This is a genomic window from Duganella sp. GW821-FHT01E12 (assembly GCF_059422325.1).
The window spans coordinates 73,720-90,737 of record NZ_JBWKWR010000005.1; the positions used below are offsets into that span (position 1 = coordinate 73,720).

Consider the following 17,018-nt stretch of genomic DNA (forward strand, 5'->3'; position numbering starts at 1 on the left):
CGAATTAGAGCGTTTTTTCGCCCCATTTTGGGGCGTCGCAGATCCGCGTCGTGACAGGGCAATTTTATTCATTCATAAATGTTTGCTCGTTGACAGTAAAGACGGACGGATGCTCTTATGAAGAAGCGAAGAACACTTGGTTCTTTGCAAAAGACCTAAAACCTGCACTTATTCTGCACTTATTCGGGAGAGAGAAATAATGATGGTTGAAACAGTATTGGCGCGCTCCGTGCGTCTGGTATGCGCCGGCGGATTGCTGGGCCTGGGCCTGATCGCGCCACTGGCGCAAGCCCAAACCACCGACCAGCCTATGCAGCGCGTCGAAGTGACCGGATCGTCGATCAAGCGCCTGGTATCGGAAACGGCCAACCCGCTGACCGTGTTCAAATCGGACGACTTCGTCAAGCAAGGCTTGACCACGGCCCAGGAAGTGCTGGACCGGATTCCGTCGAACAGCTCCAGCTTCAGCTCCGGCAACGTGGTCGGCGGCAACAGCAGCGGCCTGCCGACCGGCGGCCAGGCCAGCGCCGACTTGCGCGGCCTGGGCGGCGACAAGACCCTGGTGCTGCTCAACGGCCGCCGCATCGCCAACCACCCGTATGACGGCGCCAGCGTCGACCTGAACATCATTCCGGTGTCGGCCCTGGAGCGCGTCGAAGTGCTGCGCGACGGCGCCTCGGCGATCTACGGCACCGACGCCATCGGCGGCGTGATCAACTTCATCACCAAGCGCTCGGTCAAGACCACCACCATCACGGCCGAAGGAGTCGCGCCACGCAAGAGCGGCGCGGATGAAAAGCGCGTCAACCTGTCGACCGGCTACGGCGACCTGGACGCCGACGGCTTCAATGTGTTCGGCGTGTTCGACTACCACAAGCTCGACATCCTGACCTCGCAGCAGCGCGACTTTTCCAAGACCGGCATCATTCCCGAGCGCGGCTTGAACCTGACCTCGGGCACCACCTATCCCGGCAACTACTTCGATCCGACCTCGGGCGCCACCGGCAACCCCGGCTTCGCCAAGGGTTGCGACGCGCCGCTGTCGGTGCCGCGCGCCAGCAACGGCACCTGCCGCGAAGACTACACCCGCATGATCGACGACCTGCCGGAGCAAAAGCAGACCGCCTTCTTCGGCAAGGCCACCTTTAAGATCAACAACGACCACCAGGCGTCGATCGAATACCTGCACGCGGAAAACGATGTGATCTCGCACACGGCGCCGCCGCCGCAGACCGGCCTGATCCTGCCGAAGTCGAGCAAATACTATCCGGGCAACTCGGGCGGCGTGCCGGCCATGCCCGGCCTGTCCGGCGACCCGCTGTCGGTCAACTGGCGTCCGACCGAAGCGGGCCAGCGCACCATCAATTCCAAGGGCGCGGCCGACCGCCTGAGCATCGCGGCCGAGGGCCTGTACAAGGACTGGGACTACAAGGCCGGCTTCACGCTGTCGGAGAGCCGCTCAGCCGAGTACTTCACCGGCGGCTATGTGCGTGACGACAGTTTCGCCGCCGGCGTGCGCAACGGCATCCTGAACCCGTTCGGGCCGCAGGACGCGACCGGCAAGACCTATCTGGAAAGCACCGCGCTGCGCGGCCAGGTCCAGAACGGCAAGACCCGCAACACCGGCATCGACGCCAAGGCCAGCCGCGAGCTGATGGACCTGGCCGGCGGCAAGATGGCGGTCGCCGTGGGCGCCGAACTGCGCCGCGAAGAGGCGGACTTCTTCGTCAACCGCGACATCGCCGGCCAGGCCGCCAGCTCCGGCCTGTCCGGTTCGCAGTCGACCTCGGGCGACCGCACCATCAAGGCCATCTTCGGCGAACTGAATATGCCGCTGATCAAGGACCTGGAAGTGCAGTTCGCGGCCCGCTACGACAACTACAGCGACGTCGGCAGCACCACCAACCCGAAACTGGGCGTGCGCTACCAGCCGACCAAGCAGGTGCTGTTGCGCGGTTCGGCCTCGACCGGTTTCCGCGCGCCGACGCTGTTCGAGAAGAACGCGCCGCGCTCGAAGAACGACACCAACAACTCGTACAACGATCCTATCCTGTGCCCAGGCGGCGTGCTGTCGTCCAATCCGATCGCCAATCCGCTGCGCGACTGCGACCTGCAGCAGTTCAAGCTGCAGGGCGGCAATGCTAACCTGAGCCCGGAAAAATCCAAGACCTTCTCGATGGGCATCGTGCTCGAGCCCATCCCGCAGGCGACGCTGGCCCTGGACTACTGGAACATCAAGCTCAAGGACAAGATCAACGCGCTGCCGGAAGAAGCCATCTACGGCGACTACGCCAAGTACAAGGAGCGCTTCCTGCGCAATCCCGACGGCTCGCCGTACGCCATCCTTGACCTGAAGGAAAACCTGGGCAAGGTCAACACCGACGGCGTCGACATGAGCCTGACGCTGCGTTCCGGCACCTCCGACTACGGCAATTTCACGCTGACCGTGGACGGCACCTATGTCCACAAGTACGAGTACCAGGACGAGCGCGACGGCCCGTTCATCCAGAACGTCGGACGCTACGCCGCCAACAACCCGGTCTTCCGCTGGAAGCACAACGCCGCGCTGAACTGGCGCCTGGGCAACTGGAGCGCGACGCTGGCGCAATCGTACAAGTCCGGCTACACCGACCAGAACCTGGACCTGGCGCCGAAGTTCCTCAACAACGTGCCCTCGTATTCGCTGTGGAACCTGTCGGGCACCTACACCGGCTTCAAGGGCGTGAGCCTGACCGCCGGCGTGAAGAACCTGCTGGACAAGGAACCGCCGTTCTCGAACCAGGGTACGCTGTTCCAGAAGGGTTACGATCCGCGCTATACCGACCCGGTCGGCCGCGCCCTGTACGCCCGCGCCAGCTACACCTTCTAAGCTAGCTTAGTACCTCGCCCGATGGCGATGCCCGGCTCCGGCCGCGCATCGCCATTTTTTTTGGCGCTCAGAACTTGTAGTTGCCGGTCAGGTAGAACGCGCGCCCGGCCGGATCGGTGTAGCGGCCGTCGTAGCCGAGCTGGTTGCCGCCGCCGGCGTTCTGCAGGGTCAGCGGCGGATTGCGGTCGAACAAGTTCTTGATGCCGGCCGTCAGCGTGAAGCGGCCGAAGTCATACTTGCCCTGCCAGTCGAAGGTGGTGTACGACGGCGTCCACAGGCCGCCGAAGGCCAGCGAATCGCCCACGCTGCCGTCCGGGTTGACCGCGAAGATGGCGGTGTCGACCGGATAGGCCTGGTCGTGGTAGCCCGACTTGTAGTGCGCCGTCAGCGTGTTGGTCAGCTTGCCGTTGGTCAGGCTCAGCGCCAGGTTGCTCTGCACGCGGAACACCACCGCGTTGTCCGGCCCGAAGCGGCCGAGGTCGGACTGGATGTCGCCGCCGGCGATGGTGGTGTAGTTCTGCTTGATCATATACGTGCCGGTCCAGGCCGCCTTCCAGTCGCCGAACGGCGACTTGTTGCGGTAGCTGAAGTCCCAGTCCACGCCGCGGTAGTTGGCCACGCCGCCGTTGATCGGCGCCTGGATGTAGCCGATGGTGGTGTAGCCGGCCGGGTCGGGATAGGGATTGACGAACAGGCGCTGGTACTGCTGCGGATTGGCGAAGCCGACCTGCTCCGGCACGCCGGCCGACAGCACCTGGTTGCGGATCTGCACATTCCACAGGTCCAGGCCCAGCGACAGGCCGCGCAGCGCCTCGACGCGCCCGCCCAGGGTCCACTGCTTGGATTTTTCCGGCTGCAGGCCCTCGCTGCCGCTGGCGCCGTTCGGGCCGGTCAGCAGGTCGTACTGCGCCTGGCCGACCAGGCAGCCGGGCGAGCCGGGGAACGGGCAGGCATAGCTGCCGGCGGTGCTGCCGGAGAAGGTCGGCGCGCCGGCGATGTCGCTGATGTTGGGCGTCTTGAAGCCGGTGCCGTAGGCGGCGCGCAGCAGCACCGTCTCGACCGGGGTCCAGCGCGCGCTGACCTTGTAGGTGCCGGCGCTGAACGAGTTGCCCACCTCGCCCGACGGCAGCTGCGGACGCAGGCCGCTGGCGTCGGCCAGCTTGGCGAAGATGTAGTCGCTGCGGGTCTTGTCGTAGCTGTCGTAGCGGCCGGAGACGGTGGCCTCGAAGGTCTTGGCCAGCGGCAGCAGCACCTCGGCGTACATGCCCCAGTTGTCGCGGCGGGCGTCGAACGGCACCTGGCCGTAGTTGCCGCCCACCGGGTAGTCGGCCGAGGCCGGCTGGGTCGCATAGCCGGAGTTGGCCAGGATGGTCGGGTGGTAGGCGATCTGGTAGCGGGTCTTGGAATAGTCGCCGCCCAGCGAGACGATGGAGGTGCCGCCCGGCAGTTCGAACAGGTCGTGCTGCGCGCCCGCGTGCAGCGTGTTCAGCTTGGAGGTGTTGGTCGAGAAGACGGTGCCGTTGACCAGCGCGCCGCGCAGCTGGTCGGCGCCGGTGCCCATCACCGGATCGTAGGCGCCGGAGGCGACCAGCGCGTTGAGCTGGTCGAAGTCCGAATAACCGCCGGCGGCCTTGTCCTTGATCTTGCTCTCGGAGAGGATCAGGCTGGCGTTGTAGGTCCAGCCCCAGGCGTTGCCGTCGATGCCGAGCGCGAAGTGGCGGGCGTCGGTGACGTACTCGTCGGTGCGGCCGCCGATCAGCACCGAGCGGTAGCCCAGCGTGCCGTCGCCGGTCGGGTTCTCCAGGTTGTTGGCGTCCAGGTAGGGCTGGATGTAGCGCGCGTACAGCTGCGGGAAGCGGTCGCTGGAGTTCACGCCCATCGGCTGCGCGGACGGCGCGTATTGCGCGGTCATCGAATAGCTCGACAGCACCAGCTCGCCCCACAGCCTGGTGTCGCCGTTGAGCTGCCAGGTGCCTTTGAGCAGGCCGCTGTCGCGCCGCGAGCCGGGCACGTCCTCGACGGTGGCGCCGTAGTTGAAGCGGCATTGCGTGTCCAGCGGCCCGGCCAGCGGGCCGCCGCAATTGCCCTTGGCCGCCAGGTAGGGATTGATCGCCACGCCGGTGGTCTCGACCGTGTCGGCCGAGCCGCGCGGGCGCACATTGAAGGTGATGTTGGCCGGTTCGGTGTTGCCGGTGCGCTGGTCGAAGTAGTACTGCTTGCCGCCGCTGTTGAACTTGAAGAAGGCGCCCGGCGCCGAGAAGCTGCGCTGCAGGGCCGTCAGGCGCTGCTGCTCGTCGTGGCTGTACGAGAACAGGAGGTTGAACTTGTCGGTGTCGAGATCGCCCCAGCCCTTGGTCAGGCCGGCGCTGGACCAGCGCCCGCCTGACTTGCTCGGCTGGCCGTAGGTGGCATAGGCCTCGCCCTTGGTCATGTTCTTTTTCAGGATGAAGTTGACCACGCCGGCGATCGCGTCCGAGCCGTACAGCGCGGAGGCGCCGTCGCCGAGGATCTCGACCCGCTCCACCGCCTCCAGCGGAATGCTCTCGATGTTGACGGCGTAGCCGCCGCCCTGCCCGGTGCCCAGCAGGCTGGGGGCGACGCGCTGGCCGTCCAGCAGCACCAGCGTGTACTTGGACGGCAGCGAGTGCAGCGCGGCCGTGGTGACGCCGGCGCCGCCGCCGTTGACCGAGCTGGACGAGGGCACGAAGCCCTGCATCGACGGCAGCATCTGGATCAGGTCGGTGGCCGAGGTGGCGCCGCTCTGCTTGATGTCGGCGCTGGTGAGCACCTGCACCGGCAGCGCGCCCTCCTTGGCGATGCGCTTGATCGCCGAGCCGGTGATCTCGACCCGCTGGATCGGCTGCGCGGACTGGCCGCCGGCCGGCGCCTCCTGCGCCATCGCCGGCAAGGCCAGCAAGCCCAGGCCGGCCAGGGCGCCGCCCGAGTACATCCGACGCATCGAACGCGCCAACACTGTTTCTCGCATCATGACTAACCTCCGCTGTTATTTTTGGATGCACCGATCCAACGCCCGCTGCCGGAATGGCAACAGGTCGCACGCTTGCATTGGACTGGTGAGCTAACGTAGGAAGGTGTTCCGGGACACCACCCATGCTTTACATAAAAGCATGCGAGGAAAGCAAGGTCAATCGAACTCGTACAGTGTTCGGTGTTCTTACAACAGTATTGCAAGCCCGGCGCAAAAACCAAGGGCCCCATATCACCATTGGGGCCCTTGGTGTAGCGCCGGCGCTACGTTACTTGGAGGCAGCCTCTGCTGCCTGGGTGGCAAGGCGGCGCTGGCGCACGGCGGCGGCCAGATCCTGCAGCACTTGCACGCTGCTGTCCCAATCGATGCAACCGTCGGTGACCGACTGGCCGTAGGTCAGTTCCTTGCCCGGCACCAGGTCCTGGCGGCCCGCCACCAGGTGCGATTCCACCATCACGCCGACGATGCGGCTGTCGCCGCCGGCCACCTGGCGGCCGATGTCGGCGCACACCGGCACCTGGTTCTCCGGCTTCTTCGAGCTGTTGGCGTGCGAGGCGTCGATCATCAGGCGCGCCGCCAGGCCCTGGGCCGCGATGGCCTTGCAGGCCTCGTCGACGCTGGCCGCGTCGTAGTTGGGTGTTTTGCCGCCGCGCAGGATGATGTGGCAATCCTCGTTGCCGTTGGTGGAGACGATGGCCGAGTGGCCGCCCTTGGTCACCGACAGGAAGTGGTGCGGCTGCGAGGCGGCCTTGATCGCCTCGACCGCGATGCGGACGTTGCCGTCGGTGCCGTTCTTGAAGCCGACCGGGCACGACAGGCCGGAGGCCAGCTCGCGGTGCACCTGCGATTCGGTGGTGCGGGCGCCGATCGCGCCCCAGCTGATCAGATCGGCGATGTATTGCGGGCTGATCACGTCCAGGTATTCGGTGCCGGCCGGCAGGCCCAGCTCGTTGATGTCGCGCAGCAGCTGGCGCGCCATGCGCAGGCCGTCGTTGATGCGGAAGCTGCTGTCCATGTACGGGTCGTTGATCATGCCCTTCCAGCCGACCGTGGTGCGCGGCTTCTCGAAGTAGACCCGCATGACGATCTCCAGATCGGCCGCCAGTTCGCGCCGCAGCACCACCAGGCGGCGCGCGTATTCCATCGCCGCCTTCGGATCGTGGATCGAGCACGGGCCGATCACCACCATCAGGCGGTCGTCCTGGCCGTGCAGGATGCGGTGCAGCGCGACGCGGGCGTCGGCCGCGGTCTGCTCGGCTTGTTCGGTGCATGCGAATTCGCGTATCAGGTGGGACGGCGGCGTCAATTCCTTCATTTCGCGGATGCGCAAATCATCGGTACGGGGCATGCTGTTCTCCAATTGATCTAAGGGTGAAAGTTCAAAAAAAACGTCAAAAAAAAACCGCCTCGGAAGGCGGTTTTTCAGGAATTTGCAGGAACTCGTTTTTGCTTCTACGTGTACCGGCCGCTACTCCACCGCCTTGGGGCTGGAATTGCTAAAGTAAAAATGGCCGGTAAAGAAGAAGCGGGTCATGAACGGGTTTCCGTGTGGTGTTTAAACCACTATAACGCTATTGTTCTCGGGTTGGCAAGCAATTTATCAGGCCGTGCCGCCGACGGTCACGCCGTCGATGCGCAGGGTCGGCTGGCCAACGCCCACCGGCACGCTCTGGCCCTCCTTGCCGCACACGCCCACGCCCGGGTCCAGCCGCATGTCGTTGCCGATCATGGAAACGCGGTTGAGCACCTCGGGACCGTTGCCGATCAAGGTGGCGCCCTTGACCGGGTAGGTCACCTTGCCGTCCTCGATCATGTAGGCCTCGCTGGCCGAGAACACGAACTTGCCGTTGGTGATGTCGACCTGGCCGCCGCCGAAGTTGACCGCGTACAGGCCGTTCTTGACCGAGGCCAGGATTTCCGCCGGGTCCTTGTCGCCGCCCAGCATGTAGGTGTTGGTCATGCGCGGCATCGGCAGGTGGGCGAACGATTCGCGCCGGGCGTTGCCGGTCACCGGCATCTTCATCAGGCGCGCGTTCATGGTGTCCTGGATGTAGCCCTTCAGGATGCCGTCCTCGATCAGCGTGGTGCACTGGGTCGGGTTGCCCTCGTCGTCGATGTTGAGCGAGCCGCGGCGGTCGGCCAGCGTGCCGTCGTCCACCACCGTCACGCCCTTGGCCGCCACGCGCTCGCCGATGCGGCCGGAGAAGGTCGACGAACCCTTGCGGTTGAAGTCGCCCTCCAGGCCGTGGCCGATCGCCTCGTGCAGCAGGATGCCGGGCCAGCCCGGTCCCAGCACGACGGTCATCGGGCCGGCCGGGGCCGGACGCGCGTCCAGGTTGACCACCGCCGAGCTGACGGCGTCGGCCGCGTACTGCTCCAGCAGCGCGTCGCTGAAGTAGCCGTAGTCGTAGCGGCCGCCGCCGCCGGACGAGCCCATCTCGCGCCGGCCGTTCTGCTCGACGATCACCGTCAGCGACACGCGCACCAGCGGGCGGATGTCGGCCGCCAGCACGCCGTCGCTGCGCACCACCAGCACCACGTCGTATTCGCCGGCCAGGCTGGCCATCACCTGCACCACGCGCGGATCCCTGGCGCGCGCCATTTTTTCAACGCGCTCGAGCAGCTTGACCTTGGCGGTCGCGTCCAGCGAGGCCAGCGGATCGTTGGGCAGGTACAGCGAGCGGCCGCCGGTCGGCGTCATGGCGCCGGCCACCTTGATCTTGCCGGCGCCGGCGCGGGCGATGGTGCGCGTGGCCGAGGCCGCGTCCATCAGGGCCGCTTCGGAGATGTCGTCCGAGTAGGCGAAGGCGGTCTTGTCGCCCGACACGGCGCGCACGCCGACGCCCTGGTCGATCGAGAAACTGCCGGTCTTGACGATGCCCTCTTCCAGGCTCCAGCCCTCGTTCTTGGTGAACTGGAAATACAGGTCGGCGTAGTCGACCTTGTGCGTGAACATCGAGCCCAGCGTCTTGAGCAGCTTGGCTTCGTCCAGTCCGAACGGCGTCAGCAGGATGTCGCGCGCCACGGCAAGGGTGGACAGATTCGGTTCAAATGGCTTCATGATGGTGTCTTCTAAGAGTGTGGTGCAATTTTACATGGTCCGGTGCTTGAGCGCCGGCAGGCTCTGGCGCACGCTGTCCATGAACATCAGGTCGATGTCGCCGTGGACCACGCCCTCGCCCTCGGCCAGCACGGCCTTGACCGCGCCCCAGGGGTCGATCAGCATGCTGTGGCCCCAGGTGCGGCGCCCGTTAGCATGGTTGCCGCCCTGCGCCGCCGCCAGCACATAGCACTGGTTCTCGATGGCGCGCGCGCGCAGCAGGATTTCCCAGTGCGCGTGGCCGGTGGTGTAGGTGAACGCGGCCGGCACGACGATCAGCGCCACCGGCCCCATGGCGCGGTACAGCTCGGGGAAGCGCAGGTCATAGCAGACCGACATGCCGACCTTGCCGAACGGCGCCTCGAACACGCCGACATGCTTGCCCGGCACGATGGTCTTGGCTTCGTCGTACGACTCCGTGCCCTTGCTGAAGCCGAACAGGTGGATCTTGTCGTAGCGGCCCACGTGCTCGCCCTGCGGGTTGTAGACCAGCGTGGTGTTGATGACTTTTTCCGGATCGCCTGAGGCCAGCGGCAGGGTGCCGCCGATCAGCCAGATTTCCAGCTCCCTGGCCAGCGCGGACATGAAGTCCTGGATGGTCCCCTGGCCCAGCGGCTCGGCCACGGCCACCTTGTCGCTGTCGCTCAGGCCCATGATGGCCCAGTATTCCGGCAGCAGCACCAGCGTGGCGCCGGCCTCGGCGGCCTGGGTGACCAGGCGGCGCGCGGTGGCGATATTGTCCGTCACGGACGGCGAGGAAATCATTTGTACTGCGGCGACTGTGTTCATCGTGGTCCCGTTCAACGAGTTGATCAATGCATGCCCTTGGCGGCAGGCGCTTCCACTTTGGATGCGTCGAGCTTGGTCACCACCGGCGCCTTCCACGGCCCGGTGACCTGCATATGATAGGTCAAGGCCTTCATCACCGGCGCACTCAGGAACAGCTGCGCCAGGAAGCTGCCCAGGCCGATCACCGGATTGACCGCCAGCGCGTACACCAGCGGCGCCGTGCCCAGGTTCACCTCGGGGATCACCACCACGTGCAGGTTGGTCGTCTCGTTGGCGATGTCGGCGCTGCCGTCCATCAGCACGGTGGCGGCCACGCCGTGCATCTTCAGGTTGTCGGTCTTGGCGATGCCGCGGTTGATGGCGGCGTTGGCGGTGATGCCGTCGAACGCCAGCCCCTCCGAGAAGACGTCGTGGAAGTCCAGCTTGAGCAGGCGCGGCAGCGCTTGCAGGCTGAGCACGCCGAGCAGCTTGGCGGCGCCCGGGTCCTGCTTGAGGAACTGGCCCTTCTCCACGTTCAGCTTGATGTCGCCGGACAGGCTGGGCAGGTCGAGCGAATACGGCAGGCCCTTCCAGGCGATGTCGCCGTTGAGCGTGCCCTTGCCGTTCTTCAGCGTGCCGGCGAAGCCGAAGCGGTCCAGCAGCTTGCCGGCGTCGGCGATGTCGAGATTGAAGTTCAGGCTGGTGGTGTGCACGCCGTCCTTGGTGACCCACTTGCCGGTGCCCTTGAGCTCGCCGTCCGGGTTGGCCAGCGCCAGCTTGCCGATGCGCCATTCGCGGGCGTTCTGCAATTGCGCATTGCTCGCCTGCAGTTCCAGCCGGCCCAGCGGCTTGTTGAACAATTCAAAGCGCTCGACCACCACGTCCAGCGCCGGGATGGTGGCGGCCGCGCTCTTGCCGTCCAGCAGATCCTGCACGTCCTTCGAGGCCGAGTCCTGGATCACCAGCGACGACAGGCGCGCCGTCACCTTGCCCAGGCCCTGGCCGATGGACGGCTCGCTCCACGTCACGTAGCCGTTGGCCTGGGTGGAATCGACGCTGGCCTGCCACACGGTCTTCTGGCGGCTGACGCCGAGCACCACGTTCTCCAGCTTGCGGTCGCCGATCACCAGTTCGCTGGCGCGCGCGGCGATGGTGTCCGGCATCACGTACTGGGCGATGTCGGCGCCGTCGGCGGAGGACGGCGCGGCGTCGGCCTTGCCGGCGACCTCGTTGCCGAAGTCCAGCCACGCGTCGACGTTCAGGGCGCGCAGGCTGATGTTGAAGGCCATGCCGCTGTCGGGCTCGGGCGCCGGCGTGTTGATGCCGATGCCGCCGCGCACCAGCTTCCACGGCGCCTTGCCGAACTTTTGGCGCTGGTAGCGCGCCGAGATGTTGTTGCCCAGGCCGATGCGCATGTCGTCGTGGATGGCGCCGGCGGCGTCCGGCGTGAGCGCGCTGGCCAGCACGAAGCGCACCGGCATCGCCTCCGGCGCGGCCTTCCTGACCGGCGCCGGCAAGTCGATGCCGAGGCCGCTCAAGGTGGAGTCGACCGCCACCACCACCTGGTGGTCGCGCGCCGTGACCGTGCCGCTGTAGCGCGTGGCGCCCGAGAAGTGGCTGGCCAGGCGCTGCATGGCCGGCATCGGATAGGTCTTGCGGAAGCCGTCGGCCGTCATCATGCCGCCCAGCTTGACGACGATGGCGTTGTCCTTCTGGCTGCCGCCGGTGATGCTGACCGGCCCGCCCAGGAAGGCGCCCGACAGCTGGTTCAGGTTGACGCCGTGCTCGTTGAACTCGATCTTGCCCTGCGAGGCCAGCACCGGCGGCAGGTCGTTCATCAGCGTGATGTCGTTGTTCATCAGTTGCAGCGCGCCCTGCACCTTGGCGTCGATCAGGTGCGACAGCGGCAGGCGCAGGCTCAGCGCCAGCTTGGCGTTGCCGCTGGCCTGGGTTTCGTCGGTGAAGTGCGAGATCCATTCCAGCACCGGGCTGACGGCCACGTACTTGAGGAACTCCTGCATCGGCCCGGCGGCGTTGCCGTCGATTTCCAGCATCGAATCGTGGATCATCAGGTCGGGGATCACCGCCTTCACGCTCGACAGCGCGACGCCGCCGGTGGTGGCGGTGTCGCCGCGGATTTCCATGCGGGCGCGGTCGAACACGAAGCTGCCCTTGATGTGCTCGGCCTGCGGCCACAGCGGCAGCGGCTTGCCGTCCCTGCCCAATTCCTTGCCGTCGTGCAGGAAGTGGCTAGGCGAATAATTGAGCTTGCCCTCGGTCAGCTTGCCGGCCACGCGGAACTCGCCGCGCGCCTTGTCGGCGGCGCTGTCGCCGTGGAAGGGGAAATGCGACAGGTCGCCGCGCAGGCGCAGCGTGACGTCGCTGGCCACGCCGCCTTCGAGCGCGCCAGTCAGCCAGGCGCGCAGGTCGTGCGGGGTCTGCATCGGCAGGTAGTTGTCGATGCGGTCGAGCTGGAAGCCGTTCAGGGTGCCGGTCAGGTCGACGTTGCCGACGCCCTTGCCGCCCAGCGGTATCCGGTGCGAGCCCTGCAGCGTGCCGCTCAGGCCCTGCTGCAGGAAGTCCATGCTGTCGATCTGGAACAGCAGCTGGTTGTCCGGCTCGAACGACCAGCGCGCCTTCAGGTTCAGGTGGTCGAACGGCATCGACGGTTCGGCGAAATAGTCCGGCATCTGCAGCACCAGCTGCTGCGAGGCCAGGCTGAAGCTGCCGCCCTTCTCGGTGGCGTCGATGGCGCCGCTCAGGTTGTCGAAGCCGGGGATGGCGGGCATGCCGGCGATGGCCGGCGACTTGGCGGTCTTGGGCTGCGCCAGGCGCGGCGGCTGCGGCTTCAGGCCCAGCCCGACCAGGTCGCCCTTGAGGCGGTAGGTCTGCAGGGCCGGGAAGGCGCCCTGCCATTCGGCGGAAAAATTCTGCAGCAGGCCGCGCGGCGCGAAGTCGGCCAGCAGCTTGCGCTGGTGCTCGGTCAGCGGCAATCGCTCGGCCAGGCCGGCCATGGTCTGCAGGTCCAGCTGGCGGGCACGGATCTCATAGCGCTCCGGCTTGGCGCCGGCGGCCGGCGCGTAATGCTCGGACAGCGAGGTGGGCGCCATCACCAGGCCGTCGCTGGTGGTCAAGGTCAGGTTGCTCAGCTCGATGCTGTGGCCCAGCGCGCCGAAGCGCGGCCGCTCGCCGCCCTTGCGCACCAGCGGCGCGGTGGCCGGGATGTCTTCGCGCGCGGCCATGCGGCCGGTCAGCTGGCGCAGGTCCAGCAGCGGCAGGTCCTTGCCCAGCACGGCGGAGACGTCGCGCAGGCCGACGTCGGCGGTGAACGAGGTCAGGCGCGACTGGTCGATGCCTATCCAGGCGCGCAGCGAACCGCCGCCGCTGTTCAGTTCGAACGGGAAGTCCAGCCACGGCTTCCAGGCCGGCAGGTCGGTGTCGCGGATGTCGGCGTACACCTCGCCCTTCCACATCGACACGTTGGACACGCGCGCGCCGAAGGCCGGATGGGTGAAGTCGGCCCGCAGGTCGAGCGGCGCGGCCAGCGCGGCCGGCGGGGTCGCCTTCAGCGCCAGCTGGTGGTGCAGCCACTGGTTGCGCAGCGCGATGTTGACGCCTTCCAGCGCCAGCGGCGGCGCGTTGCGCTGCAGGTCGGTCCAGCGCAGGCGGCCCTCGCGGATGACGATCTCGCGCTGCGACAGCAGCCAGTCGGCGCCCCGGCCGTCGCTCGGCTTGTGCAGGTCGATGTAGATGCCGGCCACATACAGGCGGCCGTCCGCCTCGCGCCGCACGTCCAGCTCGGGACGCACCAGCTCCAGCGATTCGAAGCGCACGGCGCCGGCCAGCACGCTCCACCACGAGACCGTGGCCGACACGCTCGGCAGGGCCAGCGCCTGCTTGCCCAGCTGGTCGTGCAGCACCACGTCGCCCAGGAACAGGCTGGGACGCAGGCCGTGCCAGGAAGCGTAGATGCGGGAAATGGTGACGGGATTGCCCACCGCGTTGCTGGCGACGCGTTCGATGTCGCCCTTGTAATGGTCGATATTCGGCAGCACCGCGTAGCGCAGCGTCAGGAACAGGATGGCGAAGGCGAAATACAGCAGCAGGAACAGCTTCAGCGTGAAGCCGAGCACGTGATGGGTGGCCAGGTTGCAGAAACGATAGGCGGCACGCAGCCGGTGCCAGCGCGCAGCCAAAGGGCCCTCGCCTGTCACAGTCTCCTCTTCTGGTTTTTGCATCAATAAGCTAATAAATCAGGCCATGCGTCAAATAAATCGCTAAACTCGGTTTCAAGCTTTTATGCCTGCATAGCAATTCTACCGCATCACCTCTGCGCACCAGCGCCACTTAGGGCCGATACGCACCGGTTTTACATGCTTTACAGAGCGTTACTTCGCCTTTACCGATCAACTTTGCATCAGGAAACACGTTGCCCATGATTGCACCAACCGTCTCACGTTTTTACCAGCGCTGGCTGGCCGCCGCTCCCGACCGCGCCGCCAAAGCTGATGATTTAGCGCAATTATCGCTTGCCCAGATCAATCTTGCTGACTATTTAGCAAAAGAATCCTCCGCAGTGCCCGAAGGCGCCCCGCCGCTGCCGCTGATGCGCGCCATGCGCCGGCTGCGCAACCTGCTGGTGTGCGTGCTGATCCGCCGCGACCTGGAAGGCAGGGCCAATCTGGCCGAGGTGGTGGAAACCATGACCCGCTTCGCCGATTTCGCCATCCAGCGGCACATGGAAGAGATTTACGCGGAAATGGTGGCCGCGCACGGCACGCCGATAGGCCGCGATTCCGGCCAGCAGCAGGAGTTGATCGTGCTCGGCATGGGCAAGCAGGGCGGCGGCGAGCTGAACGTGTCGTCCGATATCGACCTGATCTTCGTCTACCCGGAAGACGGCGACACCGTTGCCGGGCCGGGCCAGCGCAGCCTGTCCAACCACGAATTCTTTGTACGCCTGGGCAAGAAGCTGATCGCGGCTTTGTCGGAGATCACGGAAGATGGCTACACGTTCCGGGTCGATATGGCTTTGCGGCCGAACGGCGGCTCCGGCCCGCTGGCCGCCAGCCTGAGCATGGTCGAGCAATACCTGATCGTCCAGGGGCGCGAGTGGGAGCGCTATGCCTGGGTCAAGGCGCGCGCCGTGACCGGCCGCAGCGAGGATATCGCCGCGCTGGACGCCATCGTGCGGCCCTTCGTGTTCCGCCGCTACCTGGACTTCGGCGTGATCGACGCCATCCGCAATATGCACGCGCAGATCCGCGCCGAGGTGAACCGCCAGGAGCGGCTGCACCCGGATCGCAGCAACAACGTCAAGCTGGGGCGCGGCGGCATCCGCGAAATCGAGTTCCTGGCGCAAGTGTTCCAGCTGATACGGGGCGGCCGCGACGCCGCCCTGCGCGACCGCTCGACCCGCACCACGCTGCGCATCATCGCCGAAAAGGGCTTGCTAAGCCACGCCATCGTCTATCAACTGCTGGCATCCTACACCTTCCTGCGCAATCTGGAGCACCGCCTGCAATACCTGGACGACGCCCAGACCCACACTTTGCCGGCCAACGACGCCGACCGCCTGCTGGTGGCGCAGATGATGGGCCTGCCCGATACCGCCACCCTGCTGACCCAGCTGGAAGCCCACCGCCAGTTCGTCGCCGGCCAGTTCGACGAGATGTTCTCCGACAAGACCAGCGGCAGCGACGGCGACATCAATCCGCAATCGAGCAACGAGTGCGCCGATCCCGACAACCGCGAAGCCATGGTGGCGCGCTTCGCCGCGCTGGGCTTCGACGATCCCGAGGGCGCGGCCAAGCGCCTGATCTCGACCTGGCAGGCGCCGCGCCTGCAATCGCTGCCCGAAGCAAGCCGCAACCGGCTGCTGGGGCTGGTCAACGCGGCGCTGCCGCTGATCGTGCAGTGCTCGCTGGAGTCGAGCGGCGGCAGCCAGCAGGCCACGCTGGGCCGGCTGCTCGATTTCCTGGAGGCGATCGCGCGCCGTTCGGCCTATCTGTCGCTGCTGACCGAGTATCCGCACACGCTGGCGCGGGTGATCCGCATGGTGCACGCCAGCGGCTGGGCCGCGCAATTCCTCAGCCAGCACCCCATCCTGCTGGACGAACTGCTGGACGACCGGGTGCGCAACGCCGTGTTCGATCCTGTGGCGCTGGCGGCCGACCTGGAAACGCAGCTGGCCTCGGCGCCGGGCGATACCGAGCGGCAAATGGATATCCTGCGCGAAATCCACCACGCCCAGCTGTTCCACCTGCTGGCTCAGGACCTGGCCGGCGACCTGACAGTGGAAAAGCTGGCCGACCACCTGTCGGCGCTGGCCGACACCATCGTGGCCGCCGCCATCAAGGCGATCTGGCAGACGGTGGCCACGCGCCACCGCGAGGTGCCACAGTTCGCGGTGATCGCCTACGGCAAGCTGGGCGGCAAGGAGCTGGGCTATGTGTCCGACCTGGACGTGATCTTCCTGTACGACGACGTCGACCAGGAGGCGCCGGCCCAGTACGCCAAACTGGCGCAGCGCTTCATCACCTGGATGACATCGCACACCTCGGCCGGCATCCTGTTCGACATCGACACCGCGCTGCGCCCGGACGGCGCCAGCGGCATGCTGGTGTCGAGCGTGTCGGCATTTGAAAAATACCAGAGCAGTTCGGCCTGGGTGTGGGAGCACCAGGCGCTGACCCGCGCCCGCTTCTGCGCCGGCGACGCCGCGATCGGCGCCCGCTTCGAGCGGATCCGCGAGGCGGTGCTGCGCAAGGAACGCCCTGCCGACGGCCCGCTGAAGCAGGAAGTGATTGCAATGCGGAAACGCATGGTCGACGCCAAGCCGAATCACAGCGAGCTGTTCGACCTGAAACAGGACCCGGGCGGCATGATCGACATCGAGTTCATCGTCCAATTCCTGGTGCTGCAACACGCCGCGGCCTACCCGCAACTGACCGCTAATTTCGGCAACATTGCGCTTTTGAAAATGTGCGGCGAGCTGGGATTGATCGACGCCGGACTGGCGGCGCGCGTGGCCGACGCCTATCGCCAGTTGCGCAAGCTACAACACCAGCTGCGGCTGCAGGGCCAGGACCTGGCCCGCGTCGATCCGCAATTGGTGGCCGCGCACGCCGCCGATGTAACGGCCTTGTGGCGCACTATCTTCGGTGACAACGTTGCCACATAACAACGATATCTTTGTTACATTGCTTGCGGAGCGATTTAAATTCATTAACTGCAGTAATATTGAAATCCACAAACATTAGAGCGCCCAGCGCCGCTGCAGTTTTACTCAA

Annotated in this window: 7 protein-coding genes; 2 read left to right on the top strand and 5 right to left on the bottom strand. The window is 66.1% G+C overall.

Features of this window, described 5'->3' with window-relative positions:
* Positions 1–199: 199 nt before the first annotated feature.
* A complete protein-coding gene (locus tag AC07WS_RS16135; protein WP_494730072.1) occupies positions 200–2,869 on the top strand; it encodes a TonB-dependent receptor in 2,670 nt (889 codons plus the stop codon).
* A gap of 67 nt (positions 2,870–2,936) precedes the next feature.
* Here the strand turns inward: AC07WS_RS16135 and AC07WS_RS16140 are convergent, their stop codons facing one another.
* From AC07WS_RS16140 to AC07WS_RS16160, 5 genes are all read right to left on the bottom strand, one after another.
* Positions 2,937–5,858 carry a TonB-dependent receptor domain-containing protein gene (locus AC07WS_RS16140; RefSeq protein WP_494730073.1) on the bottom strand — a complete coding sequence of 974 codons (2,922 nt, stop codon included), beginning with the start codon at positions 5,856–5,858 and terminating at the stop codon, positions 2,937–2,939.
* Positions 5,859–6,126: 268 nt separating this feature from the next.
* Positions 6,127–7,206, bottom strand: coding sequence for a 3-deoxy-7-phosphoheptulonate synthase AroG (gene aroG / locus AC07WS_RS16145; RefSeq protein ID WP_494730074.1), 1,080 nt, complete (start codon positions 7,204–7,206; stop codon positions 6,127–6,129).
* Positions 7,207–7,458: 252 nt separating this feature from the next.
* Positions 7,459–8,919, bottom strand: a complete 1,461-nt coding sequence (tldD, locus tag AC07WS_RS16150) for a metalloprotease TldD (RefSeq protein WP_494730075.1) — start codon at positions 8,917–8,919, stop codon at positions 7,459–7,461.
* Positions 8,920–8,949: 30 nt separating this feature from the next.
* The gene (locus AC07WS_RS16155; RefSeq protein ID WP_494730076.1) at positions 8,950–9,747 is read right to left on the bottom strand and encodes a carbon-nitrogen hydrolase family protein; all 798 of its coding nucleotides are present in this window, start codon (positions 9,745–9,747) and stop codon (positions 8,950–8,952) included.
* Between the two features lie 23 nt (positions 9,748–9,770).
* Positions 9,771–13,964 (bottom strand): YhdP family protein, encoded by a 4,194-nt coding sequence (locus tag AC07WS_RS16160; RefSeq protein WP_494730077.1) that lies wholly within the window; start codon positions 13,962–13,964, stop codon positions 9,771–9,773.
* Positions 13,965–14,161: 197 nt separating this feature from the next.
* Here AC07WS_RS16160 and glnE point away from each other — a divergent pair, with 197 nt between their 5' ends.
* Entirely contained in the window at positions 14,162–16,909 is a 2,748-nt protein-coding gene (gene glnE / locus AC07WS_RS16165; protein ID WP_494730078.1) for a bifunctional [glutamate--ammonia ligase]-adenylyl-L-tyrosine phosphorylase/[glutamate--ammonia-ligase] adenylyltransferase, read from the top strand.
* The last annotated feature ends 109 nt before the right edge of the window (positions 16,910–17,018 follow it).

What these genes read in the sequence shown, in the direction of transcription:
- AC07WS_RS16160 (WP_494730077.1), bottom strand. Translation starts at nt 13,964, where the DNA reads ATGCAAAAACCAGAAGAGGAGACTGTGACAGGCGAGGGCCCTTTGGCT.
- tldD (WP_494730075.1), bottom strand. Translation starts at nt 8,919, where the DNA reads ATGAAGCCATTTGAACCGAATCTGTCCACCCTTGCCGTGGCGCGCGAC.
- AC07WS_RS16140 (WP_494730073.1), bottom strand. Translation starts at nt 5,858, where the DNA reads ATGATGCGAGAAACAGTGTTGGCGCGTTCGATGCGTCGGATGTACTCG.
- AC07WS_RS16135 (WP_494730072.1), top strand. Translation starts at nt 200, where the DNA reads ATGATGGTTGAAACAGTATTGGCGCGCTCCGTGCGTCTGGTATGCGCC.
- glnE (WP_494730078.1), top strand. Translation starts at nt 14,162, where the DNA reads ATGATTGCACCAACCGTCTCACGTTTTTACCAGCGCTGGCTGGCCGCC.
- AC07WS_RS16155 (WP_494730076.1), bottom strand. Translation starts at nt 9,747, where the DNA reads ATGAACACAGTCGCCGCAGTACAAATGATTTCCTCGCCGTCCGTGACG.
- aroG (WP_494730074.1), bottom strand. Translation starts at nt 7,206, where the DNA reads ATGCCCCGTACCGATGATTTGCGCATCCGCGAAATGAAGGAATTGACG.